Source organism: Pseudomonas sp. R151218B TE3479 (assembly GCF_053629195.1).
The window spans coordinates 6503397-6523604 of record NZ_JBRJHV010000001.1 but is presented as its reverse complement, the minus strand read 5'-3'; the positions used below and the strand labels follow the sequence as shown (position 1 = coordinate 6523604).

Annotated in this window: 18 protein-coding genes, 1 tRNA gene and 2 pseudogenes; 14 read left to right on the top strand and 7 right to left on the bottom strand. The window is 60.6% G+C overall.

The genetic code is table 11. The annotated features are described in order from the left end of the window. Nucleotides 1-77: 77 nt before the first annotated feature. Both AB7M32_RS28585 and rimI read left to right on the top strand, forming a co-directional pair. Nucleotides 78-857: an energy transducer TonB gene (locus AB7M32_RS28585; RefSeq protein WP_454252079.1), complete on the top strand. Its 780-nt coding sequence runs from the start codon at nucleotides 78-80 to the stop codon at nucleotides 855-857. Further along, nucleotides 850-1302 carry a ribosomal protein S18-alanine N-acetyltransferase gene (gene rimI / locus AB7M32_RS28580; RefSeq protein ID WP_047229376.1) on the top strand — a complete coding sequence of 151 codons (453 nt, stop codon included), beginning with the start codon at nucleotides 850-852 and terminating at the stop codon, nucleotides 1300-1302. The genes AB7M32_RS28585 and rimI overlap by 8 nt, the downstream gene beginning before the upstream one ends. A gap of 187 nt (nucleotides 1303-1489) precedes the next feature. On the opposite strand, the gene AB7M32_RS28575 is transcribed toward rimI, so the two are convergent. After that, nucleotides 1490-1894, bottom strand: a complete 405-nt coding sequence (locus AB7M32_RS28575) for a serine kinase/phosphatase (protein ID WP_072412150.1) — start codon at nucleotides 1892-1894, stop codon at nucleotides 1490-1492. On the opposite strand from AB7M32_RS28575, the gene AB7M32_RS28570 reads away from it, so the two are divergent. After that, nucleotides 1893-2021, top strand: coding sequence for a hypothetical protein (locus AB7M32_RS28570; RefSeq protein ID WP_454252078.1), 129 nt, complete (start codon nucleotides 1893-1895; stop codon nucleotides 2019-2021). The genes AB7M32_RS28575 and AB7M32_RS28570 overlap by 2 nt on opposite strands. Nucleotides 2022-2026: 5 nt before the next feature. Next, nucleotides 2027-2671: a carbonate dehydratase gene (gene can, locus AB7M32_RS28565; protein WP_060740615.1), complete on the top strand. Its 645-nt coding sequence runs from the start codon at nucleotides 2027-2029 to the stop codon at nucleotides 2669-2671. A gap of 10 nt (nucleotides 2672-2681) precedes the next feature. On the opposite strand, the gene AB7M32_RS28560 is transcribed toward can, so the two are convergent. The 3 genes from AB7M32_RS28560 to AB7M32_RS28550 all read right to left on the bottom strand — a co-directional run bounded on the left by AB7M32_RS28560 (nucleotide 2682) and on the right by AB7M32_RS28550 (nucleotide 6090). Next, nucleotides 2682-3209, bottom strand: coding sequence for a lysine methyltransferase (locus AB7M32_RS28560; protein ID WP_454252077.1), 528 nt, complete (start codon nucleotides 3207-3209; stop codon nucleotides 2682-2684). Nucleotides 3210-3388: 179 nt separating this feature from the next. Next, nucleotides 3389-4558: a hypothetical protein gene (locus AB7M32_RS28555; protein WP_454252076.1), complete on the bottom strand. Its 1170-nt coding sequence runs from the start codon at nucleotides 4556-4558 to the stop codon at nucleotides 3389-3391. 113 nt (nucleotides 4559-4671) lie between these two features. Continuing rightward, nucleotides 4672-6090 carry a short-chain fatty acid transporter gene (locus AB7M32_RS28550; protein ID WP_454252075.1) on the bottom strand — a complete coding sequence of 473 codons (1419 nt, stop codon included), beginning with the start codon at nucleotides 6088-6090 and terminating at the stop codon, nucleotides 4672-4674. Between the two features lie 88 nt (nucleotides 6091-6178). Between AB7M32_RS28550 and AB7M32_RS28545 the strand changes: the two are divergent. From AB7M32_RS28545 to AB7M32_RS28530, 4 genes and pseudogenes are all read left to right on the top strand, one after another. Beyond that, nucleotides 6179-7075: pseudogene (locus AB7M32_RS28545) on the top strand (PAS domain-containing protein); the annotation flags it as partial. Nucleotides 7076-7183: 108 nt separating this feature from the next. Beyond that, a complete protein-coding gene (locus tag AB7M32_RS28540) occupies nucleotides 7184-7615 on the top strand; it encodes a methyl-accepting chemotaxis protein (protein ID WP_370873836.1) in 432 nt (143 codons plus the stop codon). Nucleotides 7616-7739: 124 nt separating this feature from the next. Beyond that, a complete protein-coding gene (locus tag AB7M32_RS28535; protein ID WP_454252074.1) occupies nucleotides 7740-8258 on the top strand; it encodes a DUF2975 domain-containing protein in 519 nt (172 codons plus the stop codon). A gap of 7 nt (nucleotides 8259-8265) precedes the next feature. Continuing rightward, entirely contained in the window at nucleotides 8266-8499 is a 234-nt protein-coding gene (locus AB7M32_RS28530) for a helix-turn-helix domain-containing protein (RefSeq protein ID WP_072412142.1), read from the top strand. Here the strand turns inward: AB7M32_RS28530 and ggt are convergent. The 3 genes from ggt to AB7M32_RS28515 all read right to left on the bottom strand — a co-directional run bounded on the left by ggt (nucleotide 8481) and on the right by AB7M32_RS28515 (nucleotide 12740). Continuing rightward, nucleotides 8481-10334 (bottom strand): gamma-glutamyltransferase, encoded by a 1854-nt coding sequence (gene ggt / locus AB7M32_RS28525; RefSeq protein ID WP_454252073.1) that lies wholly within the window; start codon nucleotides 10332-10334, stop codon nucleotides 8481-8483. The genes AB7M32_RS28530 and ggt overlap by 19 nt on opposite strands. Nucleotides 10335-10502: 168 nt before the next feature. Further along, a tRNA-Met gene (locus tag AB7M32_RS28520) sits at nucleotides 10503-10579 on the bottom strand. Between the two features lie 103 nt (nucleotides 10580-10682). Then, a complete protein-coding gene (locus AB7M32_RS28515; RefSeq protein WP_454252072.1) occupies nucleotides 10683-12740 on the bottom strand; it encodes a methyl-accepting chemotaxis protein in 2058 nt (685 codons plus the stop codon). 331 nt (nucleotides 12741-13071) lie between these two features. Here AB7M32_RS28515 and AB7M32_RS28510 point away from each other — a divergent pair, with 331 nt between their 5' ends. The 6 genes and pseudogenes from AB7M32_RS28510 to AB7M32_RS28485 all read left to right on the top strand — a co-directional run bounded on the left by AB7M32_RS28510 (nucleotide 13072) and on the right by AB7M32_RS28485 (nucleotide 20200). Continuing rightward, the gene (locus AB7M32_RS28510) at nucleotides 13072-14289 is read left to right on the top strand and encodes an MFS transporter (RefSeq protein ID WP_454252071.1); all 1218 of its coding nucleotides are present in this window, start codon (nucleotides 13072-13074) and stop codon (nucleotides 14287-14289) included. A 41-nt stretch (nucleotides 14290-14330) separates the two neighbouring features. Then, nucleotides 14331-15431, top strand: coding sequence for an ankyrin repeat domain-containing protein (locus AB7M32_RS28505; RefSeq protein WP_454252070.1), 1101 nt, complete (start codon nucleotides 14331-14333; stop codon nucleotides 15429-15431). A 498-nt stretch (nucleotides 15432-15929) separates the two neighbouring features. Further along, nucleotides 15930-17192 (top strand): annotated as a pseudogene (locus AB7M32_RS28500) (PDC sensor domain-containing protein); the annotation flags it as partial. Beyond that, complete coding sequence (locus AB7M32_RS28495; protein WP_371857833.1) at nucleotides 17187-18092, top strand: methyl-accepting chemotaxis protein; 906 nt, start codon at nucleotides 17187-17189, stop codon at nucleotides 18090-18092. The pseudogene AB7M32_RS28500 and the gene AB7M32_RS28495, both read left to right, overlap by 6 nt. A 216-nt stretch (nucleotides 18093-18308) precedes the next feature. Beyond that, a complete protein-coding gene (locus AB7M32_RS28490) occupies nucleotides 18309-18743 on the top strand; it encodes a hypothetical protein (RefSeq protein ID WP_072412161.1) in 435 nt (144 codons plus the stop codon). Beyond that, the gene (locus AB7M32_RS28485; RefSeq protein WP_454252069.1) at nucleotides 18740-20200 is read left to right on the top strand and encodes an RAD55 family ATPase; all 1461 of its coding nucleotides are present in this window, start codon (nucleotides 18740-18742) and stop codon (nucleotides 20198-20200) included. Before AB7M32_RS28490 ends, AB7M32_RS28485 begins: the two co-directional genes overlap by 4 nt. Nucleotides 20201-20208 lie beyond the last annotated feature (8 nt).

Genomic DNA, 20208 nt, shown 5'->3' with positions numbered 1-20208 from the left:
GCTCCAACAGGGAAGCGATCCGCGTCGAAGGGCGGTAGAATCGCTTCCACTTTCAGTTATCCACAAGTGGCCGACCCTTGCTTATCGAGTCCCGTCGCCGCGCCTATCTGACCGCCATGCAGGTGGTCAACTGGCTGCCGCGTACCGAATTGCCGTTCGCCGCCCCGTCGCGGCCCGAGCTGTTGGAAGCGCCCGAGCCCGAGTACATCGCGCCGGCCATGACGGCACCTGTGGCCAAGACGGTCGCCGAGCCGCCAGCGCCAGCCCCCGAGCGGCCAAAAATCGAAGTGCCGCGCCCGAGCCTGGCCTCGACCCGCACCAATGCCAAGCCGGTGGAGGAGGTGGTCGAGGCGCCGCCCAAGGCTGCCTACGTCGCCCCGCCGCGTTTCGCCCTGCAACTGCTGCGGGCCGGACGTTGCCTGCTGTTGGTGGAGTTGCCCACGGGCGAGCCGTTCCAAAGCCGCGATCCGGCCTACTTGCTGCTCAAGGACATGCTGCGTGCCGCCGGTCTGCCGGACAGCCCGCAAATCATCGGCGAGCCGGTGCGTTGGCCGTTGTTGTCACGCGGCACCATGGACCAGGGGCCGGAAGCGGCGCGGGATTTCGTCCAGGGCTTCGTTTCGGCGCGGCTCGAAGACGAGCCCTGCGTGTGCCTGTGGCTGATCGGCCTGCCAGCGGTGAAGTTTGCCGGCGAGGCGGATGCCGAAGCGTTCAATCGCGAACTGCAGGTCGAAGGCCTGGGCTCGGCCTGGGCGTTGCCCGGGTTGGAACTGTTAATGGAAACGCCACAGCGCAAGGCTGATGTCTGGCAAGCCATGCGCCGGCTGATGGCGCGCTGGAAAGAATCGAATGAGTGACGCTGTATCGTTCCGCCCGATGACCGAGGCGGACCTCGACGCTGTACTGAAAATCGAATACGCGGCCTACAGCCACCCCTGGACCCGCGGGATATTTCTCGACGGGCTGGGCAAATATCAGATCTGGCTGATGTTCGAAGGCCAGCAGCAAGTGGGCCATGGCGTGGTGCAGATCATCCTGGATGAGGCACACCTGCTCAACATTACCGTCAAGCCGGAAAACCAGGGCCGTGGCCTGGGGTTGCGCCTGTTGGAACACCTGATGTCGATTGCCTACAAGGCCGAGGCCCGGGAATGTTTCCTGGAAGTGCGCGACAGCAACCGCACGGCGTTCCGCTTGTATGAGCGCTATGGCTTCAACGAAGTGGGCCGACGCCGGGATTACTACCCGGCGGTGGGTGGGCGCGAGGATGCGGTGGTCATGGCCTGCACCTTGGTGGACTGAAGCGCCGTGACCCCATGTGGGAGCGAGCTTGCTCGCGAAGACGGCGGTACATTTGACATCGATACAAACTGATCCACCGCTATCGCAAGCCAGCTCGCTCTCACAAGGGTTTGTGTTTGATCACAAACTTGATGTACACCACCAGGCCCCTGTGGGAGCGAGCTTGCTCGCGATGGCGATTGCCGGGTCAACGCTTGCCATCCAACGGATCGATATCCGCCATTTCCGCCTCATCCAGCCCGTCGCCCCCGCCAATGTCGTTTTCGTCCACTACGCTCAGGTCCCAGTCGGCTTGACCATCGTCACCCGCTTCGTGGGCATCGCGCGCGCCGTCTTCGCGGATGAGGGTTTCGGGGCTCATGTCGTCGTCGGTCGGTTGGTGATCGTCCGTCGAAGCCCCCGTCATGCCCGCTTCACGCACGCGTTCACGAGGCATCAGCTGTTCGCGTTCGTCTTGCGGCAATTCGTCGCCGATTTTCGCGCTGGGCTGCTCGTCGTCGAACTCCAACTCATGCATGGAACCCATGCGATCTTCATTGTCGTCGATGGGTTCCGGTTGCGTCGCATCGAAAGGGCGTCGTGAATCATTCATGGCAATTCCTCATACTGTGGGCCTTACTGGTGTCGACCGACAGCGCAGCCAGGAATTCCAATGCATCGCCGACGTGACCTCGACCGGCGGTCGTCTGTCACAGTTGCGCACTCTCTATCGAGGCTAGACAGCATGAACGAATTACAAGATCTGATTGATAACAACGCGCGCTGGGCCGATGCGATCAAGCAGGAGGATCCTGACTTTTTCGCCAAGCTGGCTCGTCAGCAAACCCCGGAGTATCTGTGGATCGGCTGTTCCGATGCGCGGGTGCCGGCCAACGAGATCGTCGGCATGCTGCCGGGCGATCTGTTCGTGCACCGCAACGTGGCCAACGTGGTGCTGCACACCGACCTCAACTGCCTGTCGGTGATCCAGTACGCGGTGGACGTGCTCAAGGTCAAACACATCCTGGTCACCGGCCATTATGGCTGTGGCGGCGTGCGCGCCTCGATGCAGGACCGCCAACTGGGCTTGATCGACGGCTGGCTGCGCTCGATTCGCGACCTGTATTACGAGCATCGCGACGCGTTGGGCCAGTTGCCGACCGAAGAAGAACGGGTCGACCGCCTGTGCGAACTCAACGTGATCCAGCAGGTGGCCAACGTCGGCCATACCAGCATCGTGCAGAACGCCTGGCACCGTGGGCAGAAACTGTCGATTCATGGCTGCATCTACGGCATCAAGGACGGACGCTGGAAGAGCCTGGACACCACGATCAGCGGCTTCGAACAGTTGCCGCCGCAGTATCGGTTGCGTCCGGTCGGCGCACCCTGACGCCGGCTCGTCAGTCGCGGTGACACTGACGACGCCAGTGCCGTAGAAAGGTCATTCCCTGCTCATTGGGCGGTTCGTCATAGCCGGTAATCCAGCCATGACAGTTGTACGAACCGCACCGGCAGGCGAACTGTCGGTACAGTTTCTGTTCGGTACTGGCGTAGTCCATCGTCAGGCAGTCGCCTTCATCGATACGGGCCAGTGACCACAGCCACAGTTCGCTCATGTCGAGGAACACATTCGGGTTGCAGGAGTGCAGCAGCAATCCGGCGAAGCGTGGGTCATACATGTGCACGCCCGGCAGGATCTGCAACGTGTGCAGGCGCCGTCGGCTCACCAGCAACCCCGACACCCTGCACATCCTCGTCATGGGCGCGAAGGACTTGCGGGCGATGATGCCCTGGCCGCGCCCGTCGCTCGTCTGGTGCACTTCAAAATCGTGCACAGAGGGATAGCCCAGGCGGGTGCTGAGTTGTTTTTCCGGGTAGATGCAGTCCCGGCGTTGGGAACAGGTGTCATCGCGGATGAACAGGCTCATGACAGTCCTTGTCGGTGATAGACACTCGACTTGCTGGCGCTGGCGATCCTGCCGGCGGTCGTTGAAAAGCTTTTGATAGCTTCTCCCAAGTCGAGGGCCGTATCTACTGTCGAGTCTGACAGGAGCCAAAAGCGCTTTCCCGTGTCAGCGCAAGCTTACGCGGGAAGGCGCCTCAAGGTTTACACCGCCTCGGCAGGCAGCGGCATGGGCACTTTAAGTTGCGGAAGTTGCGACTTGATCGCCGGCGTTTCGCATTTTTTCGCTGCATCTGCTTCGCTCAGCTTGCGCACCGAGGTGTAGAACAACTCGCAGGTCTTTTCCTTTTGCGTGACCTGCCAGGTCTGCGTGCACTGGTTCAGCAGGGTGCTCGGGTCGGTGCCCGGCTTGCTGCCCATGCCGGCTTGCCAGCAGGCGGCGCTCAGGTCCTGGCCCATGACTTTCAAGCCGGCGGCATCGGCCTTGGCTTCGTCACCGTCGTAGTTTTCCTTGTCAGCGGCATACCAGATATAGCTCGGATGGTTGGAGCCCAGCACCGGGACCTTGACCCCCGCGGTCGGCGTGATGGTCGCCAGGCCGAGCACGCCCACAGTCTGCCCGTACTGAGTCTTGATCCAGTTCCGAACGGGCGCTCCGAAGGCCACCATCGGCAATGCGGCGCCGCTGGCGGTTTGGGTGACCTGTGTGACCATGGTGGTCTGGTAATCGTTGAAGTAGCTGTAGAGCCCCTCCAATGTGCTGCCAGCATTGGACGGCGCTGCGATGGGCGCGATGTCGATGATGGTCTGGTAGGCCGGCGTCTGTTCAACGGCAATGCCGTTGACAGTCAGCAGCGTGGCCCAGCGATCAGTGGTCGCCGACTCCAGGTAATCCTGGGCCTGGGTCAGGGAGTAGTCCGGCGGGAAGTGCAGCAACTCGACACTCTTGCGGTTTTCCAGGGCCATGCCCAGCGGCAGGAACAGGTACCAGTTGTAGGACCATTTCTTGTCGCTGTTGAGTTTCGAGGCCCCGTTGTACGCCAGGTCCCCGGCGTCGAGCAGCGCCTTCAGTGGTTGGCCGTAGCTCTTGGGCACGCCGTCGATGCTGGCATAGACCTTATCGTTGTCGATGTTGACCTGGACCTTGGCAGTGTCGTAGCCGTCGCGCTGCACACTTTGGGTCAGGTAATGCTCGACGGTCTGCTCCAGGGTCCAGTCGCGAAAACAAATGACGTTGCAGTTGTTGGGGTAGGCGAAGAGGCGGGTGACGCGCTCGGTGCTGCCCAGCTGTACGTCGATCTTGGTAACGTCGGCGGCGTGGGCGGTGGCGCTCAGGGTAAGGGCGGCAAGAGGAAGTACTGCAAGTTTGAACATGCTCAGATCCTTTTCAGCGTGAGGGACCCTCAAAAGCAGGGCGTATCCATACTGAAACAGACCGAGCCGAAGAAGAAGTGGGCCGATGGAAATATCGGCCCTTTTTTATGGCTTTATGGCATCACTGGCGGCAGATAACTCAATGTTGTCCCCAGCGCCCACAGCAGCGCCAGTACCAGTGGTGTATGCACCAGCAACTGCACGAAGGAAAAACCGATCAAATCCCTCGCCTTCAGCCCCAACACCCCCAACAACGGCAACATGTAGAACGGATTGATGAGGTTGGGCAGCGCTTCGGCGGCGTTGTAGATCTGCACGGCCCAGCCCAGGTGATAGTTCAGGTCGTTGGCCACCTGCATGACGTAGGGCGCTTCGATAATCCACTTGCCGCCGCCGGAAGGAATGAAAAAGCCCAGCACCGCCGAATAGACGCCCATCAGCAAGGCGTAGGTGTCATGGGAGGCGATCTGGACGAAAGAGGTCGAGATATGGTGGGCCAGGGTCTGGGCATCGCTGCCCTTGACCGTGGTCAACAGCGCGGCGATCGAGCCGTACAATGGAAACTGGATCAGCACCCCCGTGGTGGTCGGCACCGCGCGGGCCACGGCGTCGAGGAAGCTGCGCGGCCGCCAGTGCAGCAAGGCGCCCAGCATGATGAACAGGAAGTTATAGGTGTTGAGCCCGGAAATGGCACTGATCGCGGGCTTGGTCGAAAACTCGTGGAATAGCCAGCCGGCGGCCAGCAGTACCAGGGCGATGGTCAGCAGCGGACTGTGCTCCAGCCATTCTCCCGGCCGGGTACGGGGCTGCAACGCCGGCATGCTGAAACTCGGGTCGATCCCGCAAGCGGCGGCGTCACGGGCGCTGTTGGGGCCGGGAGCGGTGGCGTAGGCGACAATCAACGAGATCACGATCAGCGCCAGCAGCATCACGCCCGATTGCCAGAGGAAAATCGTCTGGGTGAACGGAATGACGCCGGTAATCGACAGAATCGAAGGCGGCAGACTGGCCGGGTTGGCCTGCAATTGCGCCGCTGACGAAGACAACCCCAGCGCCCACACCGCGCCCAGGCCCAGGTAGGCGGCGGCACCGGCGGCGCGATAATCCATCTTCAGGTCGGTGCGCCGGGCGAGGGCGCGCACCAGCAAACCGCCAAATACCAATGACAGGCCCCAGTTGAGCAACGACGCGACCATGGAGATCAGCGCTACCCACGCTACCGCGGAGCGACCGTTAGTCGGAATACGCGCCAGGCGATCGATCAACTTGACGGCGGGTGGCGAGCTGGCGACCACGTAACCGCCAATCACCACGAAGGCCATTTGCATGGTGAACGGGATCAGGCTCCAGAAGCCGTCGCCGAACGCCATGGCCGCTGCCGTGGGCGTGGCGCCGATGAATTGCGTCGCCACGGCGACCACCAGCACCGCCAGTGCGGCGAAGACCCAGGAGTCGGGGAACCAGCGCTCGGCGAAACTGGAGCAGCGCAAGGCGAAGCGGGCGGAACGGCTGTCTTCGATGTCAGTGGTCACGGACAATTACCTCGTTTTTATGGTTATGGGTTATTGATGGCGGCAAGGCTTCAAAGGTCAGGGGCAACAGTAGAACAATCCAGTGACCATGGGCGGTTTATCGGGTTCGAGGTCACCCGGGAATATTTTCGCGCTCTTTAGAAAAAAAATGCCGGGCCGATGGCAAGGGAACAGCCAATTAATTGTTCTGCTGTTCCTGGAGCTGCCCATGTTCAACAACCGCCTGAAGCAGGAGCTACTGGCTCTTCGCCAAGAACTGTCCAGCCTTGTGCAAGTCAAGGAAAGCCTGGACCGTGAAATGCTTGGTCTCACCCTGGATGCCGATGGAAGGATTCAATCGGTCAATCAGAATTTCCTCGACGAGATGCACTACAAGAGCCAGGACCTGATCGGCCGGCCTGTGGATGAGTTGGTTCCCGCGTATTTGAAATCCAATGAATTCCAGATTCGCTTCAAGTCGGCGCTGACCCGTGGCGAGCACTTCTCCGGTGCCGTGCGCTTGCTGCGGGGCAATGGCCAGGAGGCCTGGCTGCGTTCGATCCTCCAGCCTGTACGGAATGCCGACGGGCGGATCCGCTTTTTTTCGATGTATGCCAGTGACCTGACCCGCACCATCGAGGCTTCCCGTGAGCATGAAAACCTCATCGGTGCGTTGGTGCGTTCAACGGCGGTGATCGAGTTCGATCTGGGCGGCCACGTACTGACGGCCAACGATCGCTTCCTCAATGCTATGGGCTATAACCTCGCGCAGATCAAGGGCAAGCATCACCGCATGTTTTGTGAGCCCGAGGAGTACAACAGCGCGGACTACCAACAATTCTGGAAGCGGCTGAACAGTGGCGAGTTCGTGGCCGGGCGCTTCAAGCGCATCGACAGCAACGGCCGCGAGGTCTGGCTGGAAGCCTCCTACAACCCGGTGCTCGATGCCAACGAGCGACTGTACAAAGTGGTCAAGTTCGCCACCAACATCACGGACCAGGTCAATCAGGAAAAAGCCGTCGCCGAAGCGGCCAACATTGCCTATAGCACCTCGTTGCAGACCGACAACAGCGCCCAGCGCGGCACGACTGTGGTGACCCAGGCCGTGGATGTGATGCGCGACCTGGCCCGGCACATGCAAACTGCTGGCGAAGGCATCGAGGCGTTGAACGAGCAATCCCTGGTGATCGGCACCATCGTCAAGACCATCAGTGGCATCGCCGAGCAGACTAACCTGCTGGCGCTCAACGCCGCCATCGAAGCGGCCCGGGCCGGCGAGCAAGGGCGGGGCTTTGCGGTGGTGGCCGATGAGGTGCGCCAACTGGCTTCGCGCACCAGCCAGGCGACCGATGAAATCGTCGGCGTGGTCCGCCAGAACCAGGACATGGCCCGCAACGCCGTGGCGCTGATGACCGACGGCCAGCACCAGGCCGAACATGGCCTGGCCCTGGCCGCCGAGGCGGGGACGGTGATCGTCGAGATCCAGGACGGGGCGAAGAAGGTGGTCGATGCCGTGAGCCAGTTTGCCAATCAGTTGTCCACTTAAGTATTTTATTGTTTTTTACATATTAATTATTGTTTTGCGATAATTTAACGGCTATGTTTTGGGCTCCCATATTCTATTGGAGCCTCACATGCATTCGAATCGTCTTGCTCTGTACAGCCAGCGAATGGCCGCCGTCACCCTTGTTCTCATGGTCGCGATGATGGTCGTCAACGCCGTGGCCTGGCTGTATCCTGAAGCGGCCTCTCGATACGGCCTGGGGTTTGCCCTGACCGAGCGGCAGCTGTCGAGCTTGCCTGAAGAGGCGATGCAATTGACGGGGTGGCAGTGCCTGGGTGGGATACTGTTGACGAGCATTCCCTTGCTGGCCCTGGCGGTCGGGCTCACCAACTTGCGCAGGCTCTTCAAGCACTACGCCCAAGGGCAATACTTTTCCACCGCGGCAGCGATTTACCTGGGAAATGCGGGGCGCGCGGTGGCGTTGTGGGTGCTGCTGGACTTCATCTGCGAGCCGTTCCTCAGCTTGCTGGTGACGATCAATGCGCCGGTCGGCCAGCGATTGCTGACCTTCAGTATTACCGCGCCGTCTTTCGTCGCTTTATTTCTGGCCGCCTGTATTGCGATCATTGCCCGGATACTGTCCCAGGCCAGTGAAGTCGATTCAGAAAACAGAACATTCGTTTGAGATTCCCATGCCCATCGTTATTCAACTCGATGTGATGCTGGCCATGCGCAAGGTCAAATCCAAGGACCTTGCTGCAGCAATTGGCATTACTGAAGCCAACCTTTCCTTGTTGAAGCAAGGAAAGGTCAAGGGCATACGCCTGGCGACCCTCGAAGCCATTTGCAGTTATCTGCAATGTCAGCCTGCGGATCTGCTGGTCTATCAGCCCCAGGGCGAGGGCGATCAGTCGCCCAGTGCTTGACCCTCACGCCTTGGATCCGCACCGCCGGCCAACGAGGTTTTCCCTTGCGCATCACGCACCCGGACAATCGCCTGGGTGCCGCTGTTCATATCGATCTCGCTCACCTCATGGCCTTTGTCTTTCAGCGCCTGGATCAGTGCCGGGCTGAATTGGCCCCGCTCCAGTTCGGTAGGGCCGTTGCGGCTGCCGAAGTTGGGAAGGTTGATGGCGGTTTGCGGATCGAGGTCCCAATCCAACAGGCCAATCATGGACTTGGCGACGTATTCGATGATCTGAGAGCCGCCGGGGGAGCCGACAGCAGCCACCAATTCCCCCCGGCGATCAAAGATCAGCGTCGGTGCCATGGACGAGCGCGGGCGTTTGCCGGGCTCGACGCGGTTGGCGACTTTTTGTCCATTCTCTTCGGAAATGAACGAGAAATCGGTCATCTGGTTGTTGAGCATGAAGCCCTGGACCATCAAGTGTGAGCCGAACGCCGATTCCACGGTCGTGGTCATGGACACGGCGCCACCCTGGTCATCCACGGCCACCACTTGCGAGGTGGAAATACGCAGGGGTGAACGGTCCGGGGCGTAGGCCACCTGGATGCCCGGTGGTGTGCCGGGCTTGGCGACGCCCATGCTACGAGGGCCGATCAGGCTGGCGCGGCTGGCCAGGTAGCCAGCATCGACCAAGCCTTTGAGCGGCACGGCGACAAAATTGGGGTCGGCAATGTATTGGGCGCGGTCAGCATAGGCCAGGCGCTCGGCTTCGGCGATCAGGTGCACCGCTTCGGGGGTGGGTTCAATGCCGGCGGGGTTGGCGGTCTTGACGGGTTTCAAAGGCGCGAGGGCCGCATGGCTATCGCGCTGTTCCAGGGCCTGCAACGTCCCGAGGATCTGCGCCACGGCAACCCCGCCCGAAGACGGTGGTGGCATGCCGCAGACTTGCCAGCGCTTGTAGTCGGTGCACAACGCTGGCCGCTCTCGTGCGGTGTAGCCTTGGAGGTCATTGAGCGAAAGACTGCCGGGGTTGGCGTGGTTTTGTACCTTGGCGACGATCTCCTCGGCGATCGGGCCTTTGTACAGCGCATCGGGGCCTTCGCTGGCGATGCGCTTGAGCACGCCGGCCAAGGCTGGATTCTTCAGCACCGTGCCAACTGCCTTCGGGCTGCCATCGGCGTTGAGAAAGTAGGCGGCCATGTCTGGCGAGCCCGGCAAGGACGGATCGGTAGCGATCAACGTGTGCAGGCGGGGGGAAATCGCAAAGCCTTGTTCCGCCAGCGTGATGGCTGGCTCGAACAGCGTCGCCCATTTGAGACGGCCATGTTTGCGATGGGCCAATTCCAGCCCGCGCAACACCCCCGGTGTACCCACGGAGCGACCACCGATCTGGGCGGCGGTAAACGGCATGGGTTTGCCGTCAGCTTGCAGGAAAAGTCTTTCGGTGGCGCCAGCCGGTGCCGTTTCGCGCCCGTCATAGGTACGCACAGCCTTGCCATCCCACAGCACAATGAACGCACCGCCACCGATGCCCGAGGATTGTGGCTCCACCAGGGTCAGCACGGCCTGCATCGCAATCGCCGCGTCGATGGCCGAGCCGCCGCGCCGCAACATCTCCCGCCCGGCCTCGGCCGCCAAAGGATTGGCCGCAGCGGCCATGTGCTTGTCGGCGTAGCGGGTCTGCAGATCGGTACGGAAGCCGGAGACGACCTCCGGTGGGGCGGGCAGTGCCGGTGTCGCTGTGGAGGAGGGTGGCGCCTTACAGGCCGCGAGTGTTAGAGCGACAGCCAGCAGCGAAACGGCTGACAGGCGATGAAGGTTCGGTTTCAGATCTGTAAGCACGTGTCGCTCCATCCGTGGGCTCGGGGTATGGAGATCGACTGTAGCGATGCGAGGCGTGTGGTGCAAATCCACCATGGGCTCGGCACAAGAGGGGAAACCCCTGAAGGAGCTGGTATGTCAGTTGCTTTTTCCCGAGGCATAAAAAAACGGCCTATCTTTCGATAGGCCGTTTTTAGTACTTGGTGGCTACACAGGGACTTGAACCCCGGACCCCAGCATTATGAATGCTATGCTCTAACCAACTGAGCTATGTAGCCAAGTGGCGCGCATTATTCGCCGGTAACGAAGATGTGTCAAGCGTAAATCTGAAATATTTCTCTGCGCTTTCAACCGCTTAACAATCCCCACCGCAAATCCCTGTCAGCTGAGCTGAAATCTCCCTGTGTTGGCGCTCAAGGCCTTGCTTCCCTGACTCAAGGTATCTGCCGCCACGTTCACGGCCCGTGCACCTTCGAGCAAGCGCATGGCCGCCTGGTCGACCTGCTGGATATTGCCGCTGACCTCGTCGGCGGTGCTGGCTTGTTCATCCACGGCAGTGGCGATTTGCGCCAAGGTGTCGGTGACGCTTTGCACGGCGCTGGCAATTTCTCCCAGCCGTTCGCCCAGGCCGGTCACGGCTTCGGCGTCGGTCTGGGCCTGGCCGCAGGCGGCCTCCATCAGGCTGACGGCTTCGTTGACTGTGGCGCGCAGGCTGTCGACAGTGCCGGCAATCTGTTGCGTGGAGGACTGGGTGCGTTGCGACAGGCTGCGCACTTCATCGGCCACCACGGCGAAACCACGGCCCTGTTCCCCGGCGCGAGCCGCTTCGATGGCGGCATTGAGGGCCAGGAGATTGGTCTGCTCGGCCACGCCACGGATGGTATCGACCACCAGTTGGATCTGCTGGCCTTGTTCGCTGACTCGCCCCAGTGCGGCGGCGGTTTCGTTGAGTCGCTGGTTGAGCTGCTGAATGCTCGCCGTGGTGCGCTGGCTGTCACGGCTGCTGTCGGCGGCGATGCGGCGGGTCTGCTGGGCACTATCGGAGGCCTGTTCACAACTCTTGGCCACGCCCTGGGAGGTGGCGGCCAGTTGCGTCGCGGCGGCGGCGATCTGGCTGATTTGCATCTGCTGGGCTTCGACTTCTCCCAAGGCGCCGCTGGAGTGTGTATTGAGGGTGCGCACGGCATTGCTCAACTGCAACGTTTCGTGGTCCACCCCCAGCAGGCTGTTGCGCAACTGCACCACGGCGACGTTGAGGGCGGTGCTGATGGCCGCCAGTTCATCGCGCCCTTGCACCGGCACTTGCAGGCTGAGATTGCCGTCGCGCAGGGCCTCGGCCAGCAGGGTGATGCCGCTGGCGCTGCGCCGGATCGACGCTTGCAGGCACACAAAGAGATACAGCGCCGCCAGCAGCAGGCAGCCCAGCACCGTCGCGACCAGGATGAACTGGCGAATCGCCGAACCCTGGTAGTGATCCAGCCGCGTGTCCAGCGCCACCAGCGATTGTTGCCGCAGGGTCGCCAGATCGGCGAGAAGGGCGTCCATGTGTTTTTCGAAGTCTTCCGGCTTCAGGTTGATGGAGCCGCCGAACACGCCGTCATCCAGCACTTTCAGGCCGGCGTCCAAGTGCTTGAGGCTGCCTTGGAATTGTCCGGCCCAGGTTTGCAAATCGCTGGGCAGGCGGGTTTCCAGCAATGCTCCGGTCTTGACCAGTTGATCCCGGGCGTCACCGATACGGCTGCGCAGGTCCCGCAGTTGCAGGCGACTCTGCAGCGTGAACTGGCCCGACACCACGGAGGCCTGGCCAACGCTGGCCAGGCGGCCGACCCGTTCGATCAGGTCCGGTGTCTGTTGGGTGGAGATCTGGGTCAGCAGATAAGTTTCCAGCCAAGAGGCGAGGGTCAGGCGGTTATCCATGACCATCTGCTCGCGCAACGCCTGCAGGGCGCTGAGGGCCGTGGTGAAGCGGTCGTAGCCATCTGGCCACCAGCCCACGCCGCCCAGGCTTTTCGAATCCAGCCCGTTGAGGCTGGTTTGCAGGGTTTGATAGCGGGTGAGGGTATCGGGTTCGGCCCCTTCGGTTTGCAGGGTATTGGCCAGGTCATTGGCCGCCTGGTTGAGGGTGGGTTGCACGGCTTCGTACGCCGCCATCGCAGCCAGTGTCGCGGGTGTCGGCTGCCGATTGGTCTCGGTGGCACGCCAGCGGGCGGCGCGGTTGCGCTGGGCGGTGAGCAGGTTGTCGAGATTATCCAGTGCCAGCAATTGGCGAACCCCGGCGCGTTCTCCGGAAATCAGGCTGAGTTTGTCGCGATAGTCCTGGCCGATGAGCCACAGGCTGCCCATGAGCGGCAGGATAAAAAGCAGGAACAGCAATTGGAATTTGCGGGCGAAGCCGAAATGCCCCAACAACCTGATTCCCGGTGATAGAAAAGCCTGCATGCCCATACTCCCCTGAACACCCCTGCACTGTTTTTGTGCGTTTTTACACAGTGCAAAAACGGGTGCCCTTTTAAAAGGCCACGAAAGTTTGTCCAAATCGGCTTGGTAGGCCAGCTCTGTAGCGAAACTTCCCATTCTCGGTCTCCTTTGTAAGGAGCCGCGTTGTAGCTCATTAACAAGGCAAGATTCAGACCATGGCGTTGAGCTATCACCTTGGTATTCGACAATTTTTTCAAGGTCGATAGCAAGCTAAGGGGATAGCCTTGTCGCACCGAAAAATGGCACATTGGCGCACCTGCCCCTGTGCACCCTCTGTCGTATGGAAACTCCTATGGCTACCAGCAATACCCAGGCCGCCACCCCATCCGTTGCCGCCCCGGCGCAAAGCAGCCCGTTGGTCATGCGCATCATCGGCGCCGTGGCGCTGGCGCACCTGATCAACGATTTGATCCAGGCAGTGCTGCCGTCGATCTACCCGATGCTCAAGGACAGCTATGGCCTGACCTTCACCCAAGTTGGCCTGATCACCCTGACGTTCCAGTTGACCGCATCTTTGTTGCAGCCCTGGGTCGGCTATCACACGGATCGACATCCCAAGCCCTGGCTGCTGCCGGCCGGGACGGTGTGCACGTTGATCGGCATGGTGATGATGTCCATGGTCGGCAGTTTTGCCTTGATCCTATTGGCGGCGGCATTGATCGGTATCGGCTCGTCGACCTTCCACCCGGAAGCATCGCGGGTGGCACGACTGGCTTCGGGTGGGCGCTACGGGCTGGCGCAATCGACGTTCCAAGTGGGCGGTAACGCCGGCTCGGCCTTCGGCCCGCTGCTGGCGGCGGCAATCATCATTCCCTACGGGCAAGGCAATGTGGCCTGGTTCGGGTTGTTCGCCCTGTTTGCGCTGTTCGTGCTGTACCGCATCAGCCGCTGGTACGCCAACCACTTGAACCTGTTCAAGCTCAAGCAAGGCCAGGCGGCCACCCATGGTCTATCCAAGGGCCGGGTCCTGAGTGCGCTGGTGGTGCTGGGGCTGCTGGTGTTTTCCAAGTACTTCTACATGGCCAGTTTTACCAGCTACTTTACGTTCTACCTGATCGAGAAGTTCGACCTGTCGGTGGCCTCTTCCCAGTTGCACCTGTTCCTGTTCCTCGGTGCAGTGGCGGCGGGGACCTTTTTTGGCGGACCGATTGGCGACCGGATCGGGCGCAAGGCGGTGATCTGGTTCTCGATCCTCGGCGTGGCGCCGTTCACCCTGATCCTGCCTCACGTCGACCTGCTGTGGACCAGCATTCTCAGCGTGGTCATCGGCTTCATCCTCGCTTCGGCGTTCTCGGCTATCGTCGTGTACGCCCAGGAGCTGGTGCCGGGCAATGTCGGGATGATCGCCGGGGTGTTCTTTGGCCTGATGTTCGGTTTCGGCGGGATTGGCGCCGCGCTGCTGGGGCATCTGGCGGACATCCGTGGCATCGAGTATGTGTATTGGTTGTGCTCGTTCCTGCCGTTGTTTGGGGTGTTGGCGATTTTCTTGCCGAGGACTAAAAAAGTCTGATCCGCATCCAGATGGCCGTTTACCAATGAGTGTTGGGTTTTATGCTGAAAAATCTTTTGATCAGGACGGTGACCGCCGCCATGGGTAAGCGTAAACGCAAGACACTGCCGAAGGATTTCGGTCAATTGCTGGAGCAGGCCTCGTTTGCCGAGCTGGTCGCCGTGTTCGATGCGTGCGAGCTTGAAGCCACGGGCGGTTACAGTAAGAGCACCGCGCTGGGCTTTTACAACTGTCCCGACGAACTGGCGCGCTGGCTGGTGGAGCAGGGCGCCGATATCAATGCCCGTGACACTTACCAGCGAACACCCTTGCACCATCGTAGTTCGAGTTGGATCGGGGGTATCGACCTGCTGCTGGATTTGGGTGCCGATATCGAGGCGCAGGATTACCAGGGCTACACGCCGTTGCATGCCGCGGCCAACAGCCACAAAGCCGAGGCCATCGCTGCCCTGATCCGCCGTGGCGCCAATGTCGATGCCAAGAGTCGGCAAGGGCACGGTGTCCTGCATATTGCCCTGGCGACTACCCGCAACGCCGATATCGAGGCCACCGCGACAATCGCCCAGACCCTGTTGGCGGCAGGGCTGCAGCGCGATGAGGGCATGCTCGTTGAAGTGCAGCGCATCGGCCGTGAATTCGAATTTCACCGGGCCTCTTTCAATCCGGACTACCTCGAGGCAACGGATGCTGCCCTGACCTGTCTTTATCGCCTTTTCGACGTCGAGCCCGTTGCTTCTCGCAAGGTTCACGACGGTCAGGCTGCCATCGTCGTGACGGCCAGTGGCTGGCCAGACCAGCATCAACAACTGTGGGAGCTGCTGGTGCCATCCTCGGGCGCCGCAGCGACGGCGCAGGGTGAGGTGATCCGCATCAGTGGCCGTATCTCCCGAGAGATTCACCACAACGGATCGGCCAACTGGGACGCCGATTTCAAAGCGATGTTGGTGGCTCTGGTTGACCATCTGGGCAGCGCCGTGCCCTTGCCTGAGGCCGACCTCGCTGAAGCGAGGGCACTGGCTGCCGTTCTACGGGGTGGCAACGATAACGGCGAGCAGACTGATCGTCTCTGTGAATTGGCCGTGCGTTGGGTGATCGCCAACCCGCAGCCAGTCCCATTGGCAGCGCCTTCCTACGGCAGGTGACGTCAGGATCGAAATAGCCCGGCGTGACACCTCGTGCGTCGGTGCTCATCTGCATGTCGCGCTTGTATTGAATTACGACCAAAGTACTGTTTTGTATAACGCCTAAGTTCGATTTTGTATAAAAGTCGACCGTGTTAATTTGCCGTTGTGGTTATTGGTCTGAATGGATTCTGCGAAATTGTTCAAGCGTGACCCCAGGGTTACTGGAAAAGCAGGGATCGCACATTCTTCCACCTATCGCCCTTACTGCCCTGGCACCTAAGGCCTTCGGTTCTTGATTTGAATACCTCTAGCTGCTTTTCAGGTGGATAGAGCGGATTTACGCCCCAACCTGCCACGTTTCAAATACTTAAAGTGCTGTATCGCTGTGCCCTTTCCAGGCGATTGCCTTGTGGACAGCGTAAACAGCCGTGATCGATTGTTATTTGCCGCGTCGTGCATAAGTTAGAGACCGTCGTCTCTAGCGTTGGCAATAAATAGAATCAGGCAGGGGATGATATGAAGTTCAAGTCATTGCAGGCACGCATTTGTGTCACGGCAGGCATTTGCCTGTTTGTTTCATCCATCAGCCTGGTTGTCTACGGGCTCTTTACCGCTCGGACCAATGAGCAATATGTCGCTTCCGAAGTCTCGGCGCTGGTTGAACAGTCAACGATCCGGGAAATCCAGAACCTGGCCGAGTCCCGTGCCAATGCCATCCAGGTCAAGCTGCAGAATGCCCTGGACGCGGCCCGCACCATGGCCAACACCTTTGCCGCCAGCAAGGCCGCGCAAAGTCCCTTGGCGTTGGGGCGTGAGCAGATCAACAGCGTATTGCTCAGCATCCTCAAGGATAATCCGGACTTCAACGGTACCTACTCTTGCTGGGAACCCAATGCGTTGGACGGCCAGGATCCGGCGTTCCGTAATGCTACCGATGGCAATAATCCCCTGACCGGACGCTTCACGCCTTACTGGACTCGCAGTGCCGACGGTCATGTCGCGGTGCAGCCACTGGTCGAGTATGACTCCCCGGATCGTCATCCCAACGGCGTGCCCAAGGGTGGCTGGTACAGTGGCCCGCGCGACACCCTGAAGGAGAGCGTGCTCGATCCCATTCCCTATGTGGTTCAGGGCAAGAACGTCTGGCTGACCACCCTGTCGGTGCCAATCGTGGCCAACGGCAAGTTCTACGGTGTGGTCGGGGCTGACTTCGATATCGCCTTTATCCAGAAACTTAGCGAACAGATGTCTGCCGAGCTCTACGGCGGCAAAGGCACGGTTTCGATCCTGAGTAACCAGGGCTTGGTGGTCGCGGACAGCCAGCGCACCGACCTGATCGGCCAGCCGATCAAGGCCTTGTTACCCGACTCCTGGGAAAAAGTGCTCAGCGATATCCAGGGCGGTCGGGGTGACGGTCTGCTCAATCCGCAAACCCAGAATATCGAAGTACTGATGCCCATTGCCCTCGGTCGTACGGGCAAGCCCTGGGCGGTGCTGATTCGCTTGCCCAAGGCCGTGGTCATGGCCCAGGCCATCGCCCTGGAGCAGGAGTTGCAAGCGCGCAGCATCAACAACAGCATCTGGCAAGTGTCGGTAGGACTGGGCATTTCCCTGTTGGCGTTGGTCGCCCTCTGGTTCGCCACGGCGAAAATCGTCGGGCCGATCCGCGAGGCCGCGGCGTTGGCCGCCAACATCAGCCTGGGCGATTTCTCGCGCCGCCTGGTGCAGCAATCCGAGGATGAGGTCGGGCAACTGTCTGCCGCACTCAATGACATGTCCGAAAGCCTGCAGCGGCAGGTCAGGGTGGCCGAGCGTATTTCCGAAGGGGATCTGGATTTGGAGGTCCGCTTGTCGTCACCCCACGATACCCTCGGCAAGTCACTGGAGAAGATGGTCAGCAACCTGAACCAGTTGATTTCCGAGGTGCAGACCAGCGCCACCCAGATTACCGGCAGCTCGGCGCAGGTCACCGATCTGAGCCAATCGTTGTCCGATGGTGCGTCGAATTCCGCGTCGTCCATTACCGAAATCAGCGCGGTGATGACGCAAATGGCTGCGCAGACCCGGGACAACGCCGCCAACGCCAAGAAAGCCGATGAGCAATCCCAGGCATCACGGGCCGATGCGGGGGAGAGCGATAAGTTGATGAGCGAACTGATTGCCGCTATGGCCGAAATCGACAACTCGGGAAAGGACATCACCGCGATCATCACCACCATCGACAATATTGCCGCTCAAACCAATCTGTTGGCGCTGAACGCGGCCATCGAAGCCGCCCGGGCGGGTGAGCTGGGGCGCGGTTTTGCCGTCGTCGCCGACGAAGTACGCAGCCTGGCCGCCCGCAGCGCCGAGGCCGCCCAGCAGACGGCGGCATTGATCGCCGATTCATCGAGCAAGACCCAGCGCGGCATGATCATCGCCGGCCGGACCGCCGAATCGCTGAAAAACATCGTTCATGGCACCAGCGCGGTTTCCAACCTGGTTTCGCTGATCTACCAGGCCTCCAGCGAGCAGGCTTCGGGCTTGCAGCAGGCCAGCATCGGCTTGGAACAGATCGATGAAGTGACGCAGAAAAACCAGTCCAACTCACAAGAGTGCGCGGTGGCGGCCAAGGACCTTTCGGAGCGGGCCTCACTGATGCAGCGTGTGCTGGGTCGTTTCAAAGTCAAAAGGGGTTAGTGGTTTTCCAGCCGGCTCCAGGCGAATCTGTAATGTAATGATGCAAAATCCCCGTATCAGCCAATGTTGACGGGGATTTTCTGTTTCAGCGCTTGGCCGGGCTGGTTTGACTGACTGACCGTAAGTGATCGCAATTGCATTGCTTTGACCGATGGGGCCTCGATAACGCTCTTGAGGGTGTACTATCGATATCTGCCCATCGGATATCAGTTAGCCATGTCCACGCTAAGCGAAGAGAGCCGTCAGATCGTAGCTTCTCTGACGCACCGCGTTGGCCCCAACGCTGACATTGCAAAGACCGCCCACGCGATCATTTCAATTTTGCAGGATATAGAGGCGGCCCTCACGCCCGTCATTGGTCAACAAGGCGTTGCTGCGCTTTATCGCCGCAGTTTGCATCTGTGTGGGACCAATCATCCGCGTCTGTCCAGCCCCTGCGACAGGGTGCAGGCCGGCCAGGTGCTGACTGCCCTTAAATCCGTACTCGTTGAGCAAAGCGAGGCCGATGCGCTGTTTTTCGGTGAAATGTTGCTGACCATCTTCTACGAGTTGCTGACCACGCTGATCGGGCCCTCGCTCACCGCACGTTTGCTTCGTGGCGTGTGGGAACCTTCCTTGAGCGACACCCCTTCGCAGGAAAATTCGCCATGAGCACCAAAGTGACTATCAACCGCTTGGCCACCGGCGTGCCAGGACTGGACGAGGTCTTGGGCGGAGGATTGCCGGAGTTTTCGTTCAATCTGATCGCCGGTCCGCCGGGTTGCGGCAAGACCACCCTCGCGCACCAGATGATGTTTGCCCTGGCGACCCCCGAGCGTCCCGCGCTGTTTTTTACCGTGCTGGGCGAGCCGCCACTGAAGATGCTGCGTTATCAGCAGCAGTTCGATTTCTTCGACAGCGAAGCGATCAATCAATCGATCCGTTACGTCAATCTGGCTGACGACACCCTGGCCGGGGACCTGGACGAGGTGCTGCGGCGCATTGTCAGCGAAGTGGAGGCTCACTCCCCGGCGCTGGTGTTCGTTGACTCGTTCCGTTCGGTGGTGCTGGCCAGCCAGACCCAGGACAACCCGAATAACAACCTGCCGCAGTTCGTCCAGCAACTGGGCATGCTGATGACCACCTGGCAGGCCACGACGTTCCTGATCGGCGAGTATTTCACCGAAACCGATACCAACCCGATTTTCACCGTGGCCGATGGGCTGATCTGGCTGCGCCAGAGCGTTCAGCGCAATTCCATGGTGCGCAAGATGGAAATCATGAAGATGCGCGGCCAGCCGACACTGCCGGGCCTGCACACCTTCCGTATTGCCTCGTCGGGGATCAAGGTCTTTGCTCCCGCGGCTTTCAACCCGGTCGAAGCCCCGCTGGAATTCCCCATCAAGCGCCTGGCCATGGGCGTGCCGCAGCTCGATGAAATGCTTGGCGGTGGCTTGCCACGTGGTTATTCGCTGTTAGTGGCGGGCCCGTCCGGTTCGGGCAAGAGCATTCTGGCGGCGTCCTTCCTCGCCGAAGGCGCGCGCAACGGTGAGACCGGTGTGATCGCGGTGTTCGAACAACGTCCCAATCATTCCCAGAACGCCACGCTCGCCAACTTGATTCAATGCGGGAAAGTCGGGCTGGTGGATAGCCGGGCGCCGGACCTGTCCATCGACGAAATCGTGCACCTGCTGCTGGGCGAGATCGCCCGCCTGAACGCGACCCGCGTGGTCATTGATTCGCTGTCGGGCTTCGAGCTGGCGCTGGCGCCGACCTTTCGCGAGGACTTTCGCGAGTCGCTGTCGCGCATGGTCACGGCGTTGACCAGCGCTGGCGTCAGTGTCTTGCTGACCTCGGAGCTGGAAGACCGCTACACCGACTTGCGCTTCAGCCCTTACGGCACGGCCTTTCTCACCGACGCCATCATCGTCCAGCGCTATATTGAAGTGCAGAGCCGTTTATTGCGCATCATGGCGGTGGTCAAGGTGCGGGCCAGCGCCCATTCCGATGAATTACGCCTGTATCGCATCGATGACGGCGGTTTGCAGATCGGTGAAATGTTGCCGGACCAGGAGGGATTGCTCGGCGGCCGGCCTACCCGGCAGCTTGCTGTCACCGACAGTGAATGAGTCAGAAT